General features: G+C 70.5%; 18 protein-coding genes. 8 read left to right on the forward strand and 10 right to left on the reverse strand.

Features of this window, described 5'->3' with window-relative positions:
* Window positions 1-153: 153 nt before the first annotated feature.
* The gene (locus tag CCK91_RS02395) at window positions 154-1,590 is read left to right on the forward strand and encodes a glucose-6-phosphate dehydrogenase (RefSeq protein WP_086472696.1); all 1,437 of its coding nucleotides are present in this window, start codon (window positions 154-156) and stop codon (window positions 1,588-1,590) included.
* Between the two features lie 155 nt (window positions 1,591-1,745).
* Here the strand turns inward: CCK91_RS02395 and CCK91_RS02400 are convergent, their stop codons facing one another.
* Entirely contained in the window at window positions 1,746-2,927 is a 1,182-nt protein-coding gene (locus CCK91_RS02400; RefSeq protein WP_086472697.1) for an alcohol dehydrogenase catalytic domain-containing protein, read from the reverse strand.
* Between the two features lie 90 nt (window positions 2,928-3,017).
* Entirely contained in the window at window positions 3,018-3,941 is a 924-nt protein-coding gene (locus tag CCK91_RS02405) for a LysR family transcriptional regulator (RefSeq protein ID WP_086472698.1), read from the reverse strand.
* Window positions 3,942-4,013: 72 nt separating this feature from the next.
* Between CCK91_RS02405 and CCK91_RS02410 the strand changes: the two genes are divergently transcribed.
* Entirely contained in the window at window positions 4,014-4,952 is a 939-nt protein-coding gene (locus CCK91_RS02410; RefSeq protein WP_086472699.1) for a DMT family transporter, read from the forward strand.
* Window positions 4,953-4,958: 6 nt separating this feature from the next.
* On the opposite strand, the gene CCK91_RS02415 is transcribed toward CCK91_RS02410, so the two are convergent.
* From CCK91_RS02415 to CCK91_RS02430, 4 genes are read right to left on the reverse strand one after another with little or no spacing between them, the layout of a single operon-like run.
* Window positions 4,959-5,342: a hypothetical protein gene (locus tag CCK91_RS02415; RefSeq protein ID WP_086472700.1), complete on the reverse strand. Its 384-nt coding sequence runs from the start codon at window positions 5,340-5,342 to the stop codon at window positions 4,959-4,961.
* Window positions 5,342-5,959: an Asp23/Gls24 family envelope stress response protein gene (locus tag CCK91_RS02420; RefSeq protein WP_086473128.1), complete on the reverse strand. Its 618-nt coding sequence runs from the start codon at window positions 5,957-5,959 to the stop codon at window positions 5,342-5,344. Before CCK91_RS02420 ends, CCK91_RS02415 begins: the two co-directional genes overlap by 1 nt.
* Entirely contained in the window at window positions 5,956-6,507 is a 552-nt protein-coding gene (locus tag CCK91_RS02425; RefSeq protein WP_079704557.1) for an RNA polymerase sigma factor, read from the reverse strand. Before CCK91_RS02425 ends, CCK91_RS02420 begins: the two co-directional genes overlap by 4 nt.
* A gap of 7 nt (window positions 6,508-6,514) precedes the next feature.
* Window positions 6,515-6,817, reverse strand: coding sequence for a hypothetical protein (locus CCK91_RS02430; RefSeq protein WP_085511243.1), 303 nt, complete (start codon window positions 6,815-6,817; stop codon window positions 6,515-6,517).
* Window positions 6,818-6,948: 131 nt separating this feature from the next.
* On the opposite strand from CCK91_RS02430, the gene CCK91_RS02435 reads away from it, so the two are divergent.
* On the forward strand, window positions 6,949-7,470 hold the full coding sequence (locus CCK91_RS02435; protein WP_079704559.1) for a MarR family winged helix-turn-helix transcriptional regulator: 522 nt from the start codon (window positions 6,949-6,951) through the stop codon (window positions 7,468-7,470).
* Between the two features lie 282 nt (window positions 7,471-7,752).
* Here CCK91_RS02435 and CCK91_RS02440 read toward each other — a convergent pair whose 3' ends face one another.
* Both CCK91_RS02440 and CCK91_RS02445 read right to left on the reverse strand, forming a co-directional pair.
* The gene (locus tag CCK91_RS02440; protein ID WP_086472701.1) at window positions 7,753-8,070 is read right to left on the reverse strand and encodes a DUF7882 family protein; all 318 of its coding nucleotides are present in this window, start codon (window positions 8,068-8,070) and stop codon (window positions 7,753-7,755) included.
* A gap of 101 nt (window positions 8,071-8,171) precedes the next feature.
* Complete coding sequence (locus CCK91_RS02445) at window positions 8,172-8,486, reverse strand: ArsR/SmtB family transcription factor (protein WP_064295809.1); 315 nt, start codon at window positions 8,484-8,486, stop codon at window positions 8,172-8,174.
* Window positions 8,487-8,569: 83 nt separating this feature from the next.
* Here CCK91_RS02445 and CCK91_RS02450 point away from each other — a divergent pair, with 83 nt between their 5' ends.
* A complete protein-coding gene (locus CCK91_RS02450) occupies window positions 8,570-9,805 on the forward strand; it encodes an MFS transporter (protein ID WP_207568164.1) in 1,236 nt (411 codons plus the stop codon).
* 5 nt (window positions 9,806-9,810) lie between these two features.
* On the opposite strand, the gene CCK91_RS02455 is transcribed toward CCK91_RS02450, so the two are convergent.
* Window positions 9,811-10,302: an Lrp/AsnC family transcriptional regulator gene (locus tag CCK91_RS02455; RefSeq protein ID WP_086472702.1), complete on the reverse strand. Its 492-nt coding sequence runs from the start codon at window positions 10,300-10,302 to the stop codon at window positions 9,811-9,813.
* A gap of 91 nt (window positions 10,303-10,393) precedes the next feature.
* On the opposite strand from CCK91_RS02455, the gene CCK91_RS02460 reads away from it, so the two are divergent.
* Window positions 10,394-11,062 (forward strand): YitT family protein, encoded by a 669-nt coding sequence (locus CCK91_RS02460; protein ID WP_086472703.1) that lies wholly within the window; start codon window positions 10,394-10,396, stop codon window positions 11,060-11,062.
* A gap of 75 nt (window positions 11,063-11,137) precedes the next feature.
* Here the strand turns inward: CCK91_RS02460 and CCK91_RS02465 are convergent, their stop codons facing one another.
* Entirely contained in the window at window positions 11,138-12,364 is a 1,227-nt protein-coding gene (locus CCK91_RS02465; RefSeq protein WP_056009747.1) for a pyridoxal phosphate-dependent aminotransferase, read from the reverse strand.
* Between the two features lie 252 nt (window positions 12,365-12,616).
* Between CCK91_RS02465 and CCK91_RS02470 the strand changes: the two genes are divergently transcribed.
* From CCK91_RS02470 to CCK91_RS02480, 3 genes are read left to right on the forward strand one after another with little or no spacing between them, the layout of a single operon-like run.
* Window positions 12,617-13,603: a 3-oxoacyl-ACP synthase III gene (locus CCK91_RS02470; RefSeq protein ID WP_242664208.1), complete on the forward strand. Its 987-nt coding sequence runs from the start codon at window positions 12,617-12,619 to the stop codon at window positions 13,601-13,603.
* On the forward strand, window positions 13,597-16,275 hold the full coding sequence (locus CCK91_RS02475; protein WP_369821868.1) for an alpha/beta fold hydrolase: 2,679 nt from the start codon (window positions 13,597-13,599) through the stop codon (window positions 16,273-16,275). Before CCK91_RS02470 ends, CCK91_RS02475 begins: the two co-directional genes overlap by 7 nt.
* A complete protein-coding gene (locus CCK91_RS02480) occupies window positions 16,272-17,240 on the forward strand; it encodes an NAD-dependent epimerase/dehydratase family protein (RefSeq protein ID WP_086472705.1) in 969 nt (322 codons plus the stop codon). The genes CCK91_RS02475 and CCK91_RS02480 overlap by 4 nt, the downstream gene beginning before the upstream one ends.
* Window positions 17,241-17,256: the final 16 nt, after the last annotated feature.

Here is a 17,256-nt window from a genome sequence, read left to right on the forward strand (position 1 = left end):
GGCATGTGGAGCGGGGTGGCACTTCGACAGGCTCAGTGACCGAGTGCGGCTCAGTGACCGGGTGCGGCTCAGTGACCGGGTGCGGCTCAGTGCCCGGGCCGCGGGCGTGCGCAACCCCATGACGATCATCCGGCGCTCGGTCAGGATGGAACCATGAGCGACCAGTCCGACACCACCACCCAGCCCGATCCCGACACCGTACCCGGCATCCCGGATGCGGAGTCGCTGGAACCGACGAAGCGCACCATCGCGATCCTCGGTGCCAACGGCGACCTGGCCAAGCGGCTCCTGATCCCCGGTCTCGGTGAGGTCGTCGACGCCGCCCGCGACATCTCACTGCAGATCATCGGTGCCGCTCGCACGCCGCAGCCGAACGAGGAGTGGCGTGCGACCGTCCGCGCCAGCCTCGAGGACGCCGGCATCGGCGCCCGGACCGTGGACGCGCTGGTGTCGACGACGGAGTTCATCCCCACCGACGCCTCCGACCCCGACGAACTGCGTGCACTGCTCGACGCCTGCACCGGCTCGCCGATCCTCTACATCGCGCTCCCGCCGTCCGCCGGGCGCAAGGTCGCCGAGGCGCTCGCGCAGATCGACCTGCCCGACGACCTCCTCATCGCCATCGAGAAGCCCTTCGGCGACGACCTCGCCGACGCCCAGGCACTCAACGCGGCGCTCGCCGAGGTCGTGCCGGAGGAGCGCCTGTGGCGCATCGACCACTTCCTCGGCAACGCGACCGTCCTCGGGATGCTCGGTCTCCGCTTCGGCAACCGACTCCTCGAGGCCGGCTGGAACGCGGAGCAGATCGAGAAGGTGGAGATCCTCTACGACGAGGAGCTGGGGCTCGAGGGGCGTGCAGCGTTCTACGACCAGACCGGCGCGCTCCGCGACATGCTGCAGAGCCACCTGCTGATGGTCCTCGCCCTCACCGCGATGGAGCGGCCGGACGCGGTGACGCCGACCGACGTCCACGACCGCATCGCCGAGGTCCTCGGCGCCGTCCGGCTGTGGAAGGACGATCCGTCGACCGCCCGTCGCGCCCGCTACACCGAGGGCCGGGTCGGCGACCGACTTTTCCCCTCCTACGTGGACGAGCCCGACGTCGACGCCTCCCGTGAGACGGAGACGCTCGCACAGCTCCTGCTCCAGGTCGACACCCCGCGCTGGCAGGGGGTGCCGTTCGTCCTGCGCTCCGGCAAGGGGATCGGCGACCCGCGCCGCGAGGTCGCCATGCACTTCCGACGCTCGGCGGCGCCGACCGGACTGGACGCTCCCGACGGACACGCCGACACCGTCCTCCGCATGTCGCTCAAGGGCGGCGCGGTGCACCTCGACCTCATCGTGACCGGGGCCGACGACGTCGACGGCCTGCGCCGGGTCGAGCTCGAAGCGGACCCCGGAGCCGCGACCCTCAGCGCCTACGCGCAGGTGCTCGCCGGCCTTCTCCAGGAGAACACGCTGCTGTCGGTGCGCGGCGACATCGCCGAGCAGTGCTGGCGCATCGTCACCCCGGTCGTCACCGCGTGGGCCGCTGGCGAGACGCCGCTCGAGGAGTACGAGGCGGGGAGTGCCGGTCCGACGGACTGGTGACCGGGTCCTGACACACTGCTGACCGCCTGACACAAGACGACCCGCGCCGGATGATCGGCGCGGGTCGTTCCGTACAGCGGGCAGCTATGCCGACGGCTTCAGGACGACCTTGATGCAGCCGTCCCGGTGCCGTCAGGTCACGCCGAGAACTGCAGCTACGCCGACGGCTTCAGGACGACCTTGATGCAGCCGTCCTCCTTCTTCTGGAAGGTCTCGTACATCGCCGGAGCTTCTGCGAGCGGCACCCGGTGGGTCGCGAGGTCGAGCACGCTGAGCGGGTCGGTGCTGTCCTCGACGAGGGGGAGCAGCGTCGGGATCCAGCGGGCGACGTTGCACTGACCCATCCGGAGCGACACCTGCTTGTCGAACATCGACTTCATCGGCATGATGTCCGCCTCACCGGCGTAGACGCCGCTCAGGGACACGACACCGCCACGGCGGACGAGCTCGAGCGCGGTGTGCAGGGCGGCGAGCCGGTCGATGCCGGCGTGCTCCATGGCCGGTCGCGCGATCGCGTCGGGCAGCACGCCGACGGCCGTCTGCGCCGCAGCCGCGATCGGTGAGCCGTGGGCCTCCATGCCGACGGCGTCGACGACCCCGTCCGGGCCGCGTCCGCCGGTGGCGTCGCGGAGCTCAGCGATCACGTCGTCCGTGAGGTCGAGTGCACGGATGCCGTGGCGCTCGGCGAGGGCACGGCGCTCCGGCACCGGGTCGACGGCGAAGACCTCGAGACCGCGGTGCTTGGCGATGCGAGCCGCGAGCTGGCCGACCGGGCCCAGGCCGAGCACGGTGATCGAGCCGCCGTCCGGCACCCCGGCGTACTCGACGCCCTGCCAGGCGGTCGGGAGGATGTCGCTCAGGTAGAGGTAGGACTCGTCGGGCAGGTCGCGACCGACGACGATGCAGTTCGCGTCGGCGAGCCGCACCTGCAGGAACTCGGCCTGTCCGCCCGGCACCTGACCGTAGAGCTTCGTGTAGCCGTACAGGGAGGCGCCGCTGCCGTGCTCCTTCACCTGGGTGGTCTCGCACTGCGACTGCAGCCCGTTGCGACACATGAAGCACTCGCCGCACGCGATGGTGAAGGGGATGACGACCCGGTCGCCGACCGCGACGCGGGTGACCTCGGAGCCCACCGCCTCCACGACGCCCATCGTCTCGTGGCCGAGGACGTCGCCGCGGTCGAGGAACGGGCCGAACAGTTCGTAGAGGTGGAGGTCGGAGCCGCAGATGGCTGCCGAGGTGACACGGATGATCGCATCGGTGGGGGCGGTGATCGCGGGGTCCGGGACGGTCTCGACCGACACCGAACGGCGACCCTGGTACGTGAGTGCGCGCATGGATGCTCCTTCGTCGTTGTCCTTCCACCCTGCGCCTCCCGGGCGTCGGGCGGCTGGGGGTGGACGTCTCGTCGGAGGGCTGATACGAGCTCAGTGTGTCGCGTCTGCGGCCACGCGCTGGAGGCTGGCGAGCACCGACCGGACCGCGGACCGCGCCATCGCCTCCGGTCTCGCCAGGACGTCGACGTGCCGGACGAGGACCGCGCCGGCGACCGGTCGGAGGACCATGCCGTCGACGGCCAACGGTGCCGCCGTGGTGCGCGGCATGACGGCGATCGCCGCCCCCGTGCGGACGACCTGGGCGGCGACCGAGAACTCGTTGATGCGGTGGTCGATGCGCGGCGCCCGGCCGCTCAGTGCGCCCAGATGATGGAGGACGCCGGCGAGCGGGAAGCCCTCGTGCGTGGAGATCCAGCGTTCGTCGCGCAGATCCTCCGGTCGCAGCTCCGACCGCGCCGCCAGCGGATGCGCCTCGTGCATCGCGATGTCGAGGGGTTCGACGAGCAGCGGTGTCACGACGAGGCGGTCGAGCGGCCACGCCGGTTCGTGCGGGAGGCGGTGGGCGATGACGAGGTCGTAGTCGGCGGTGAGCCCGGCGAACCGGTCCTGCGCGACGTCGGCGTCGGCGAGGATGAGCCGCGGAACCGGACCGGTCGCATCGGCTCCGGGAATGGGGCCGCTCGCGAGCAGCGGTCCGAAGAACGCCAGCCCCGCGCTGTGGAACGCGGAGACGCTCACAGGGCGCTGCTCGTGTTGGAGGAAGGAGTCCACGGCGTCCCTGGCCTCGGCGAGAGCCTCCTCGACGCGCGCGGCGGCGACCGCGAGGGCTTCGCCGGCCTCCGTGAGGACGAGACGGCGCCCGTGCTTCTCGGTGAGCGGCACCGGCATGGTGGCCTGCAGCGCGGCGAGCTGCTGCGACACGGCCGAGGCGCTGACGTGCATGGCTGCGGCGACCGCGGCGACGCTGCCGCGATCGCCGAGTTCGCGGAGGAGGCGGAGGCGCGCGGGATCCATAAGTCATTCCTTCATCGTCGATCCAGACACTGCCTGTTGTTCTGTCGTGTCCGTCTCCTGGAGAGTAGCGGCATGGCCCGCCGCGCACCCTCCGAACTCATCGTCGATGTGCTGCTCGTCGGGGTCGCGGCGGTGTGGGGCGCCAGCTTCCTCGCCGCGAAGGACCTCGCCGCCGTCACCGGTGTGCCGGCCGCGGTCGCCCTGCGGTTCCTGGTGGCGGTGATCGCCATCGGGCTCATCTGTCTTGTGCGACGGGAGCGGCTCCCTCGCGGACGGGGCCTGCTGATCGCGGCGGCACTCGGCTGCTCGCAGGCCGCGATCATCGGCCTCGAGACGTGGGGCGTGCACCTGACCTCGGCGACGAACGCCGGGCTGCTCATCAGCCTCGCGCTCGTCATGACGCCGGTGCTCGACGGTGTCGCGTCGCGATCCTGGCTCCCGAGGTCCTATTTCGTCGCCGCGGTCGCGGCCGTGGTCGGTGTCGCGCTGCTCGTGTCGGACGGCGGTCTCCGCGCACCCACCGCGGGCGACGCGCTCGTGATCGCTGCGGCCGTCGTCCGTGCGGTGCACGTGACGTCGAGTGCGCACCTGACGCGAGGTCGAACCGACAGCACGCTCGGCGTCGTCTTCGTCCAGATGCTCGTGTGCGCCGGGGCGTTCAGCCTCATCGCCGGTGACGGGCTCGCGGCAGCTGTCACGCGGCTCGATCTGCGCGGCTGGCTGGACGTGCTGTTCCTCGGTCTGCTGTGTTCCGTGTTCGCGTTCGTCGTCCAGCTGTGGGCGGTGCGGCGGACCTCGGCCTCGCGCGCGAGCATCCTCATGGGGACGGAACCCGTCTGGGCGCTCCTCGTCGGCGTGCTCATCGCGGGGGAGGTGATCGGCCCGCTGGGTGCGCTCGGTGCGGCGCTGATCATCGTGGCGAGCTATGTCGGCCAGGCGATCGAACGCCGCCACCGCGCGCGGACGAGCGGCACGGCACCCACGGTGCAGCAGGAGCCGGCGCCCGTCTGACGGGGTCTACAGCGTGGTCGCCGCGCTCGTGAGCGGCGTTCCCAGCGGTGCTGCGTCCTCGATCCGGCACACGCGGACGTCGATCTCATGGATCGGCGTCCCCTCCATCGACGTCGCGAGTACCCCGCGGATCGCATCGCCGACGAGGCGCAGGGTCGCCGGGACCGGGGCCCCGTCGGTCACGCCGATGGTCGCGCCGATCGTCAGCGCGCCGTCGGCTCCGCGACCGACGGCAACCTTCGTCGGCCCGTCGTCGTCACGGCCGACCGCATCGGCGACGGTCCGCAGGACCGCTCGGATCGGAGACCCGGACGCGTAGACCGTCGTGACCCCCGGTGTCGCGGCGACGACGGCGGTGAGCTGCTGCGAGAGTGCGGCATCGGTGTCCATCAGGAGTCCTCCGGCCGCGCGACGCGCTGCGTGTGGATGTCGATGATCGTGACGTCGACGGCGACCACGTTGAGCTCGGTGTGCGTGGACAGTTCCGCGACGACCCGATCCCGGATGAGCTGCGACAGCCGTTCGAGGTTGTTGCCGAACGCGGCCGAGGCGGTGATCGCCACCGTGATGGGCGCGTCCAGGGTCGTCACATCGCCGTCGAGGCGGACCCGACCGACGATGACCCCGCCGACGCCGTCGCCCACCCCGCGGATCAGGGTGCGGACGGAGCCTTCCGTGATGCGCAGGTGCACCTCGGGGTCCGGGTGCCTGAGCGGGATGTCCCGACCGGCGTGCGCCTCGAGCGAGATGTTCTGGAGGACCGCGTGCATCCAGGAGCGGTCCTGCTCGGAGTGCGTCGCCGCCTCCGACTTGAGCAGTGCCCAGGTCTGGGTGCGCAGCCGGAGGAGGGCGTCGAGGGCGAGTTGGCAACCGGGGGAGGCTTCGATGTCGGGGTCGAGGGGCTCACGGCCGCTGTCGAGGTAGTCGGAGAGCTCGTCGATGGTGTGCCCGTCGAGGTCGGCGCCGGCCAGGCCGTCGAGCATGGACTCGTGGTCGTCGTCGTTCATCGCCACACCTCCATCTCCCGCAGGACGGTCTGTCTGGCTCGCGCGAGCTGACCGCGCACCGTCGACGTCGGGACCCCGAGCGACTCGGCGATCTCGACGTACGACAGCCCGCCCGTCTCCTTGAGCATCCAGCACTCGCGCTGCATGGCGGGCAGTCGGTCGAGGACCGAAGCGAGTGCGCTCATCTGCATGCGCACCTCGACGACCCGTTCCGGGGACTGATGGGACGGGGCGGGGGCATTCCAATCCTCGATCTCGCTGTGTTCGCGGCGGCGTCTGATGCGGTCGATCGCCCGGTTCGAGACCATGCGCATCAGCCAGGACTTCACCGCGTTCGGGTCGTTCAGGCGGTCCAGCTGGCCCCACGCCTGGATGAGGACGTCCTGCACAACGTCCTCCGCCTCCGACTGGTTGCCCAGCACGCGGACGGCGTAAGCGCGCATGAGGGAACCGTGCCGGAAGACGAGGACCTCGAAGGCGGTGGCGTCTCCGTCGGCTGCGCGCTCGGCGAGGATGCCGTCCGGGAGGACCTCGAGCGAGCGCTTCACGGTGTGGCTAGAGGACGGCGAACGCGGTGAAGGCGACGGCGGTCGCGGACACGATCGCGGACGCGGCGACAGCGGCGACGTACGGAAACTGGAGCGTCTTCGCCGGGCCGTTCTCCACCGCCTCCTTGGCGCGGAGCAGGGAGACGAAGACCCCGAGGTCCTTGCCGGTGCTCGAGGCGGCGACGAAGCGGCCGTCCCGGAACTCGACCATGCCGGCGTACTCGCCGTCGACCGAGGCGACCCAGAGGGTCGCGTCCGGCTCAGCCCAGGCGACCGTGGTCGTCGTGCCTCGCTCCAACACCGTGCTCATGACTGCTCCTTGCTCAACGTTCGTGTTGTTAGAGAATCTAGTTATTCATGCGTCTGCATGTACCCCACTTGACATGGCGATCCGTACTCCGCTAGACAATCTCGTTACGAGAACCACTACTGTTGGACTTCATGACCGCCCAAGCCGTTGACGCCCAGCACTACTGGTACGAACAGGACGAGCACGAGCGTGGCCGCCGCATGCTCGAGGCCATGCGTCTGTACCGTGCGGCCGAGGCAGCCATGCGTCGTCGGACCCGCGACGAGATGCACATGGGGGAGAACGACCTCCTCGCGCTGCGGTTCATGCTGCGCGCCAAGCAGGAGCACCGGCTGGTCAGCCCGACGGATCTGGGCGCCTACCTCGGCATCAAGACCTCATCGGTCACGGTCATGCTCGACCGCCTTGAGGCAGCGGGCCACGTGGTCCGTCGGCCGAGCGAGACCGACCGTCGCCGCGTCACTGTCTCGACCACCGACTTCGCCGACTCCGAGGTCCGCAAGACCTTGAGCCACATGCACCACCGCATGATGGAGGCGACCACCGGGATCGAGCCGGAGATCGCGGCCGGCATCGTCGACTTCCTCGACCGCATGCGCGAGGCCGTCGACTCGATCGACCGCACCGAGCCCGAGGGACAGCCGCAGCACTGAGCGGTCGGACTGAGCCGTCGATGGGCTGGGAGGTCACTCCGTCGGCCCCCTGGTCTGAGGGGAAACAGCGAGGCGGGCCGCACGGTCTGATCCGTGTGACCCGCCTCCGAATGTCTTCGACGATTTCGACCGCGCGCTGCGGGCCCTCCAGGCACCGCTCGAGCCGACTCTCAGAAGTCCCCGACCTTCGATGATCCGATGGTAATCGAGCACGTGTCGGACGACCGATGCTTGAACGGTCGGACCGCTTGTGCTACCCGGGATCGTGCCGGTAGCTGTGCCTCAGTTGTCGGCGGACAGCTCCGGGTAGTCGGTCTCCGGCATCAGCTCGAGTCCCGCCGGCGTGTAGGTGCGGTCGAGCATGGCCTGCAACCAGGTGCGGTTGAGCGCGACCGGGCGGGAGCCGGTGAACCGGAAGACGATGGGGACACCGGTCTCGATCCAGATCGCGTAGCGGCCCGAGCCGTGTGCGGGGTCGATCGTCCACGAGAGGAGGAACGCCTCACCCTTGCGGAGTTTCGAGACGACGACCATCTGCACATGGGCGAGGGTCCGGTCTTCGAGTTCGAGTGCTTCGTTCCCGTACCGCAGCGTTCCCATGTTCCCCAGCCCCCTGTGGTCGTGTGTGCGGTGGATCACCGCGCCGACAATTCTGGCAGCTCCCGTCCACGAGCGGCGAACCGCAGGGGTGGGAGCGCTGGTCAGTCGGCGTCGAGGACGGCGTCGAGGAGGCCCGGGAACCGGGTGTCGAGGTCGTCGCGCCGCAGGGTGAGCGTGCGGTGGCGACCGTTCGGCTCGTTCCGGATGACGCCGGCCTCGCGGAGCACCTTCATGAGGTGGGACTTCGTCGACTTCGGGATCGTGGGGTCGAGGGCGGTGCAGTTCGCGGCGTCCATCGGTCCGTCCCGGAGCTGCCGCACCATCTCGAGTCGGTCGGGATCGCTGAGCGCGAAGAGCACGGCCGGCAGCTCGATCGCCTCGCGGTCGGGGTGCGTGAGATCGGCTGGTGCAGGCATGGTTCGATAATAATTGAACAATCGGCGGAAAGCGCGTATCGTCCAATCGTTCGACATTTTTGGAACCGAAGGATGCCCGCCCCGTGCAGACGACGACCCCGTCACCCCCGACCCGACCCGTGCCCACCGCGGCTGCTGGCGCGCCCGTGCTGCCGCGCCGTCGCTTCGGCTTCGTCCTCGCGGGGCTCGGCAGCACGCTCATGCTCGCCGGCGCCAGCGCTCCGTCACCGTTCTACCCGGAACTCCAGGAGCGGCTCGGCATCGGCCCGATCGGCGTCACCATCGCCTTCTCGGCCTACGCGCTCGCCCTGTTGGTCGCGCTCCTCACGATCGGCTCGGTCTCGGATCACCTCGGACGCCGCCCGGTCATCACCGCCGGGTTCGTCGTGCTCGCCGGGAGCATGCTGCTCCTCTGGCACGTCGACTCCGGAGCGCTGCTGTACCTCGCCCGCGTGCTCCAAGGTCTCGCCAGTGGGGCACTGCTCTCGACCCTGTCGGCGACCATCATCGATCTGGCCCCGCCCGAGCGGCCACGAGCGGCGACCCTGCTGAACGCCATCGCACCGATGATCGGTCTCGCCTCCGGCACGATCCTTGCGGGCGTCCTGCTGCAGACGGTCGCCGACCCGTCGAGCTGGACGTTCCTGCCGCTGGCGATCGCCTATCTGCTCATCGCGGTGTCCATCTGGATCGTGCCGGAGACCTCCGCCCGCGCTCCCGGATGGGCCCGTGCCATCCGACCTCGCGCAGCCGTCCCCGTCGACGCCCGACGGCTGTTCGTCGTGAGCATTCCGATCGTCCTCGGCGGGTGGGCGACCGGCGGACTGTTCCTCTCCCTCGGACCGAGCATCATGCACACGGAGCTCGGCGTGGACGGCCAGCTCGGGGGCGCGCTGCTCATCGGGCTGCTGCCGGCCGCTGGGGCCGTCGCCGCCGCGGTGCTCCACCGTCGCCGACCCGTCGTCGCGGCCGTCTACGGGGCGTCCGCACTGTCTGCCGGGACCGTCCTCCTGCTCGTCGCGCTGATCCTCGGCTCGCTCCCGATCGCGGTGGTGGCCGTGGTGATCGCCGGCACCGGGTTCGGCACGGCGTTCATGGGCACGATCGCGTCGCTCGTCCCGCTCGCGCCGGCCGACGAACGCGCGGAGCTGTTCGCCGCGCTGTACATCGTCGCCTACCTGTCCTTCGGGGTCCCGGCTGTCATCGCCGGTCTCCTCGCCTCGGCGATCGGGCTCCACGCCACGGTCCTCGGCTACGGCACGGTCGTCGCGATCGCCGCGGGCACGGCCGCCGTGGTGCGTGCCCGATCAGCGCGCTGACGGCTTCAGCGCGCTGACGGCCCCTCGGCGAGGCGATCGAGGAGGGTCGACGCGCGGTAGGGGATGACCTCGATGAGGGAGACCTTCGTGTTCGTCCGGACCACGCCCGGAGCCGCGAGCAGCACGCCGGCGATGCGGTGCAGGTCCTCGGTGTCGTGGGCCACGACCTTCGCGAAGAGGTCGGCGTCTCCGGTGGTCGCGTGCACCTCGACGATCTCCGGGATCGACTCGAGGGCCGCGTAGGCCTCCGTGGCGAGGTCCTGGCGGATGGAGATCTCGATGAACGCGGTGAGAGGGTAGCCCAGCGCCGACAGTCGCACCCGGCGACTCGGGGCGGCCAGTGCGCCGCTCGTCTCGAGTCGACGCAGACGGGCGTGGACGGTGTTCCTCGCGACGCCGAGGGTGCGTGCAAGGGCGAGCGCCGTCATGGACGGGTCGTCGTCGAGCGCGGTCAGGATGCGCGCGTCGAGGTGGTCGATGGTCGCGGGATGAGGCATGTTGCTCACTCTCGGGCTGGGAATCGAGCACGGTGACCACTGCACTCTACTCGTGTTGCGCAAGACGACGAGCTGACGCATCGTTGGCGGAATGAGCACCCAGCAGCCGAGCGCCGCCACGTCGAGCGCGCAGCAGGCTCCCTCCACGCCTGCCCCGGCACCGTCTCCGGTTCGACACGGGGTGGTCGAGGACATCCTCGGGCTGCTCGTCGGCGTGACGGTCGTGTCGTTCGGGCTGTTCATCCTGAAGGCGGGATCGGCGGTCACCGGCGGAACGGCCGGCCTGTCGCTCCTCGTCAGCTACCTCGCGCCCGTGCCGTTCCCGGTGCTGTTCATCGCGATCAACCTGCCGTTCTTCCTGCTCGCGATCCGCGGCAAGGGCTGGGTGTTCACGCTGCGGAGCGGCGGCGCGATCGTGCTCGTGTCCGTCCTGTCCGGGGTGCACCCGCTGTTCCTGCCGGTCGGGCACATCGACCCGTTCTACGCGGCCGTCGTCGGCAACGTGCTCTGCGGCGTCGGCATCCTCATCCTGTTCCGACACCGCGCCAGTCTCGGCGGGTTCAACATCGTCGCCCTGATCCTCCAGGACCGGTTCGGCATCCGCGCGGGCTACGTCCTCATGGCCGTCGACACCGTGGTCGTGCTCGTGTCGCTCGTCGCCGTGCCGCCGCTCAACGTGCTCGTCTCGGCGCTCGGCGCGGTGCTCCTGAACCTCATCCTCGCGCTCAACCACCGGCCGGGCCGCTACCTCGGGGTGTAGCGCAGGAGATCCGCCTGGCAGCAGGACGCGCTGGTCGCTGATGTCCTGCTGCCGCGCTGATGTCCCGCTGTCGCGCTACTGCTTGTAGGACGACAGGAAGTTGCCGAGCCGCTCGATCGCGTCGGTGAGGACACGCTCCTCCGGCAGGGTGACGACCCGCAGGTGGTCGGGGTCCGGCCAGTTGAAGCCCGTGCCCTGAACCAGCAGGATGTGCTCCGCCACGAGCAGATCGTGGACGAGCTGCTCGTCGTCGTGGATCTCGTGGACCTCCGGGTCGAGGCGCGGGAAGGCGTAGAGCGCACCCATCGGCTTGGTGCAGGAGACGCCCGGGATCGAGTTGAGGCCGGCCCAGGTGGCGTCGCGCTGCTCGAGCAGACGGCCGCTCGGTGCGATCAGGGCGTCGATCGACTGCACGCCGGAGAGCGCCGCCTGCACCGCGTGCTGCGCCGGCACGTTCGGGCACAGACGCGTGGACGCGAGGAGGGTGATGCCCTCGAGGAAGCCGCGCGCGTGGTCGCGCGGCCCCGTGATGACGAGCCATCCGGAGCGGTAGCCGGCGACGCGGTACGTCTTCGACAGGCCGTTGAAGGTGAGGCAGAGGAGGTCGGGGGCGACGGTCGCCATCGGGATGTGGACGGCGTCGTCGTAGAGGATGCGGTCGTAGATCTCGTCGGCGAGCAGGAGGAGTCCGTGTTCGCGCGCGACCCCGGCGATCTGCTCCAGTACCTCGCGGGAGTACACCGCACCCGTGGGGTTGTTCGGGTTGATGACGACGATCGCCTTGGTGTTCGGGGTGATCTTGGAGCGGATGTCCTCGATGTCCGGCGCCCAGTCCGCCTCCTCGTCGCAGCGGTAGTGCACCGGGGTGCCACCCGCGAGGCTCGTCATCGCCGTCCACAGCGGGTAGTCGGGTGCGGGGATGAGGACCTCGTCGCCGTCGTCGAGCAGGGCCTGCATCGTCATCGTGATGAGCTCGGAGACGCCGTTGCCGAGGAACACCCACTCGGGGTCGACCCGCGGGAACCCCTCCATCTCCTCGTAGCGGTAGGAGACGGCCTGGCGCGCGGAGAGGATGCCGCGGCTGTCGCTGTACCCGTGGGAGTGGGGGAGCGCGGCGATCATGTCGCGCACGATCTGGTGCGGTGCCTCGAAGTCGAAGATCGCCGGGTTGCCGGTGTTGAGCTTCAGGATGCGGTGTCCGTCGGCCTCGAGACGCACGGCCTCGACGAGGGCCTTCCCCCGGATCTCATAGAGGACGCTTTTCAGCTTGGAGGACTGGTCGAGGGTGCGGCGGGTGGTCATCCCCACAGGCTACTGCGGCGACCTGCGCGCGTGGCAGTGCCGATTGCAGGATCGCGGCTCCCGGCTGCACCGGTGCTTCGGCGGGCCCGAGTCGCGCTGTCCCGCTGGGCACCTGCTGTCAACAACGGGGACACGATTCGTCCACGTTCAGGGTAGAGGAGTACCGTCAGACGCTGGCGGTCAAGACTGCCTGGTCAGAGGCACGGAGGAATCGTGACCGGAAACGCAACTACCCGATTCGACAATGTGGCCATGTTGTCGGTGGCGAGCACGCTGCCGTCCGCAGTGGTGACCTCGGTCGAGATCGAAGAGGGCCTCGCGGCCGCGATGAAACGCGCCCGCCTCCCGAAGGGCATCCTGCGACGTGTCGCCGGTGTGGTCGAGCGACGACACTGGGGGCCCGACGAGAACTCGGACGACGCCACGGTGTCGGCCGGTCGCCGTGCGCTCGCCGAGGCCGGCATCTCGCCCTCGCAGATCGGGCTCATGATCAACACCTCGGTCACGCGGCAACACCTCGAGCCCTCCGTCGCCGTCCGCATCCACGACGGTCTCGGCCTCCCGAGCTCGGCCATCAACTTCGACATCGCCAACGCATGCCTCGGCTTCGTGACCGGCATGACGATGGCGGCCGCGATGATCGAGTCCGGCCAGATCGAGTACGCGCTCATCGTCAACGGCGAGGACGCGAGCGAGGTGCACGCCAACACCATCGAGCGCCTCAGCGGCAGCACCATCGACCGCGACGACTTCATGAGCGAGTTCGCCTCCCTCACCCTCGGCTCCGGGGCCGCCGCCGCCGTCATCGGGCCGGCCGACCGCCACCCCGAGGGGCACCGCATCCTCGGCGGCGTCACCCGCGCGGCGACCGAGTTCAACCACCTCTGCGTCGGCAGCGTCGACGGCATGTTCACCGATGCCCGAGCACTCCTCAAGGGTGGGCTCGACCTCGTCGTCTCCGCGTGGAAGGAAGCCGCCGGCGACTCGTGGCGGTGGTCGAAGATGGACCGCTACATCACCCACCAGGTGTCGTCCATCCACACGGACTCCATGGTGAAGGCCGCCTCGCTCGACCGCAGTCGCGTGCCGGTCACCTATCCCTACCTCGGCAACGTCGGACCTGCCTCCATCCCGATCACCCTCGCCGACCAGCAGTCGACCCTGAACAAGGGCGACCGCGTCCTCCTCATGGGCGTCGGCTCGGGGTTGAACACCGGCCTCATGGAGCTCGCGTGGTAGCGGGCACGGTCGCCGCGAACGTCGGCCTGCGGACGATGGGCGTGCGCGCCGCCGGTCTGCCCGGCCTGCCCGCGCGGTACTCGCACCGCATCGACGTCCCCGGTCGCCTGGCCGACGACGGCGTGACGAGGAACTGGCACTACCTCGACACCGCCGACGCGCTCAGCGAAGCCGGTGTCGAACCGGTCGGCACCGTCCTCGCCGTCCACGGCAACCCGACCTGGTCGTACCTCTGGCGCTCGCTCGTCACCCGGTCCGTCGAGCAGGCCCAGGCCGGAGGGACCACCTGGCGCGTCGTCGCCGTCGACCAGCTCGAGATGGGCTGGTCCGAGCGGACCGAGGTCACCCGCACGCTCGAACAGCGGATCGCCGACCTCGCAGCCTTCTCCGACGCGCTCGGCCTGACCGGACCCGTCGTCACCCTCGGCCACGACTGGGGCGGCGTCATCTCCCTCGGCTGGGCCACCGAGCACCCTGAGGTCCTCGTCGGGTCGATGCTGCTCAACACGGCCGTGCACCACCCGGAGGGCACCCCGATCCCCGCGCCCCTGCGGCTCGCCGGCGCTCGCGGCATGCTCGGCGCCGGTTCGGTCCAGACGACGGCCTTCCTCGACACGACGCTGTCGCTCGCGTCCCCGCCGCTCGACCGCGACGTCCGCGACGCGTACCGCAGCCCGTACTCCGCGCCCGCGCGCCGTCGCGGCATCGGCGCGTTCGTCGCCGACATCCCGGCGACCCCGGAGCATGTCAGCTTCCCGCGCCTCGAGCGCCTCGCCGACGACGTCGCCCAGCTCCGCGTCCCGGCGGTCATGCTGTGGGGTCCGCGCGACCCGATCTTCAGCGACCGCTACCTCGACGACCTCGCCGACCGCCTCCCGCACGCCGAGGTCCACCGCTTCGCCGGCGCTGGCCACCTCGTCATCGAGGACGCCCCGGTCGCGGAGTCGCTGCTCACCTGGCTCGACGACCGGCTGCCGCAGGGCACGCCCGTCGAAGCGGCTCCGATGGAGTCCGCCGCCGCTGCGACCGAGCAGCCGGACTTCGAACCGCTCTGGCGGCGACTGGACGAGCGACGTACCGACGACAGCGATGCGATCGTCGAACAGCGCGGTTCGGGTGCGGCCCGTCGCGTCAGCTGGCGGCAACTCGACGACCGCGTGACACGCCTGGCCGCCGGTCTGCACCGCATCGGTGTCCGGCGCGGCGACCGCGTCTCGCTGCTCGTCACGCCTGGCGCCACGCTCACCGCCGTCATCTACGCCTGCCTGCGCATCGGCGCGGTCGTGGTCGTCGCCGATGCCGGTCTCGGCGTCAAGGGCCTCCACCGCGCGGTCCGAGGCGCGTGGCCCGCCTACGTCATCGGCGAGACCAAGGGCCTCGCCGCCGCGCGTGCACTCGGCTGGCCGGGTGTGAAGATCTCCGCGGCCCGCCTCCCCGGCGCGACTGCGACGGCCCTCGGCGTCTCGCACAGCCTCAAGGACCTGCTCGACGCCCGTACGACGCCCGAGCTGCCCAGCGAACCCGGCCCGACCGACCTCGCGGCGATCCTCTACACCTCGGGATCGACCGGCCCGGCGAAGGGCGTGAAGTACACCCACGCGCAGCTGTCGTCCTTGCGTGACGTCCTCTCGGAACACTTCGCGATCACCGCCGATTCGGGGCTCGTCACCGGGTTCGCGCCGTTCGCGCTCCTCGGCCCGGCGCTCGGAGCCCGTTCCTCGACGCCGGAGATGGACATCTCGGCGCCCCGGACGCTCACCGCTCGAGCGGTCGCTGCGGCCGTGGAGGAGACGGATGCCGACATCGTGTTCCTCTCGCCGGCGGCCATCCTGAACGTGGTCGCGACGGCCGACGCGCTCGACAGTACGGACCGTCAGGCGCTCCAGGGCGTCAGGACCGTGCTCTCGACGGGCGCGCCCGTCAGTCGACAGCTCCTCTCTGCACTCGTGGGTGTCCTGCCCAACGCCTCCGCGCACGCGGTGTACGGCATGACCGAGTGCCTGCTCGTCTCGGACATCACCCTCGACACGCTGCCCGACGAGGACACCGAGCACACGGGGGTGTGCGTCGGGACGCCCATCGGCGGCGTCGACGTGCGCATCAGCCCACTCGACGAGGCCGGACGCGCCACGGGTGCGCCGACGCAGGACGCGGACCGCCTCGGCGAGGTCATCATCTCGGCCGAGCACCTCAAGTCGCAGTACGACCGCCTCTGGCTGACCGACCGGGCCGCCGTCCGCGACGTCGCCGATGATGGACGCTGGCACCGCACCGGCGATGTCGGGCATCTCGACACCGATGGCCGCCTCTGGATCGAGGGCCGTCTGCCGCACGTGATCGCGACCCAGGGCGGACCGATCGCTCCGGTAGGACCGGAGCAGGCGATCGAGACGGTGCCGCTCGTTCGCCGCGCCGCCGTCGTGGGCGTCGGTCCCGAGGGTCTCCGCCAGTGCGTCGCGATCGTCGAGACGACCACGGGCACGAAGCGGGTCCAGCTCGCCGAGGCCCAGCTCGCAGCACAGGTGCGGGATGCTTCGACGCAGCCGCTCGTCGCGGTGTTCGTCGTACCCGAGCTGCCGACGGACATCCGCCACAACTCCAAGATCGACCGCACCCGCCTGTCGGTCTGGGCGGAAGGCATCCTGGCCGGTGAACGGCTGAGCACCCCGTGACGGTCCTCGTCACCGGCGCGAGCGGCATGCTCGGCCGCGAGGTCGCCCTCGAGCTGCTCCGCGGTGGACATCGCGTCCGGGTGTTGCAGCGTGGGCCATCCGCGCTCGCCGACGTCGAGGAGGTGCGGGGATCCATCACCGACGCAGCCGTCGTCGAGTCGGCGATGGACGGTGTCGACGCGGTCGTGCATTTGGCCGCGAAGGTCTCGTTGGCGGGTGATCCGGCGGAGTTCGAGCGGGTCAACGTCACCGGGGCCGAGGTCGTCCTCGACGCGGCCGAGACCGCGGGTGTCTCACGGTTCGTCCACATCTCCTCGCCGTCCGTCGCGCACGGTGGCTCGGCGCTCGTGGGTGTCGGTGCGGAACCGGCCGACCCGGACGCAGCACGCGGGGAGTACGCGCGGACGAAGGCGCAGGGCGAACTGCACGCCCTCGCGCGGGACCGTCGCGGCTTCGCAGTCGTCGTCGTGCGGCCGCACCTCGTGTGGGGTCCGGGCGACCCGCAGCTCGTCGAGCGCATCGTGGACCGCGCACGCCGCGGCCGCCTGCCGTTGCTCGACGACGGCACCGCCCTCATCGACAGCACGTACGTCGCGAACGCCGCGTCGGCCATCGCCGCGGCACTCGAGCATGCGGAGACGGCACATGGTCGTGCGTTCGTGGTGACGAACGGGGAGCCGCGTCCGGTCGGCGAGCTGCTTGCGGGCATCTGCCGTGCAGCCGGCGTGAAGCCGCCCGCCTTCAGCGTCCCCGCCGGTGTCGCCCGAGCTGCCGGTGGGCTCGTCGAGCGTCTGTGGAGCATCCGCCCCGGCGCCGATGAGCCGCCGATGACGCGCTTCCTCGCGGAACAGCTGTCGACCGCCCACTGGTTCGACCAGCGTCAGACCCGCGCGGCCCTGCACTGGACGCCGGCGGTCTCGATCGACGAGGGCCTCGAGCGCCTGGCGGCGCACTACCGCGCCTGAATCAGACACCGGGCAG

The organism is Plantibacter elymi (nom. nud.), from assembly GCF_900177795.1.
Lineage (GTDB): Bacteria > Actinomycetota > Actinomycetes > Actinomycetales > Microbacteriaceae > Plantibacter > Plantibacter elymi.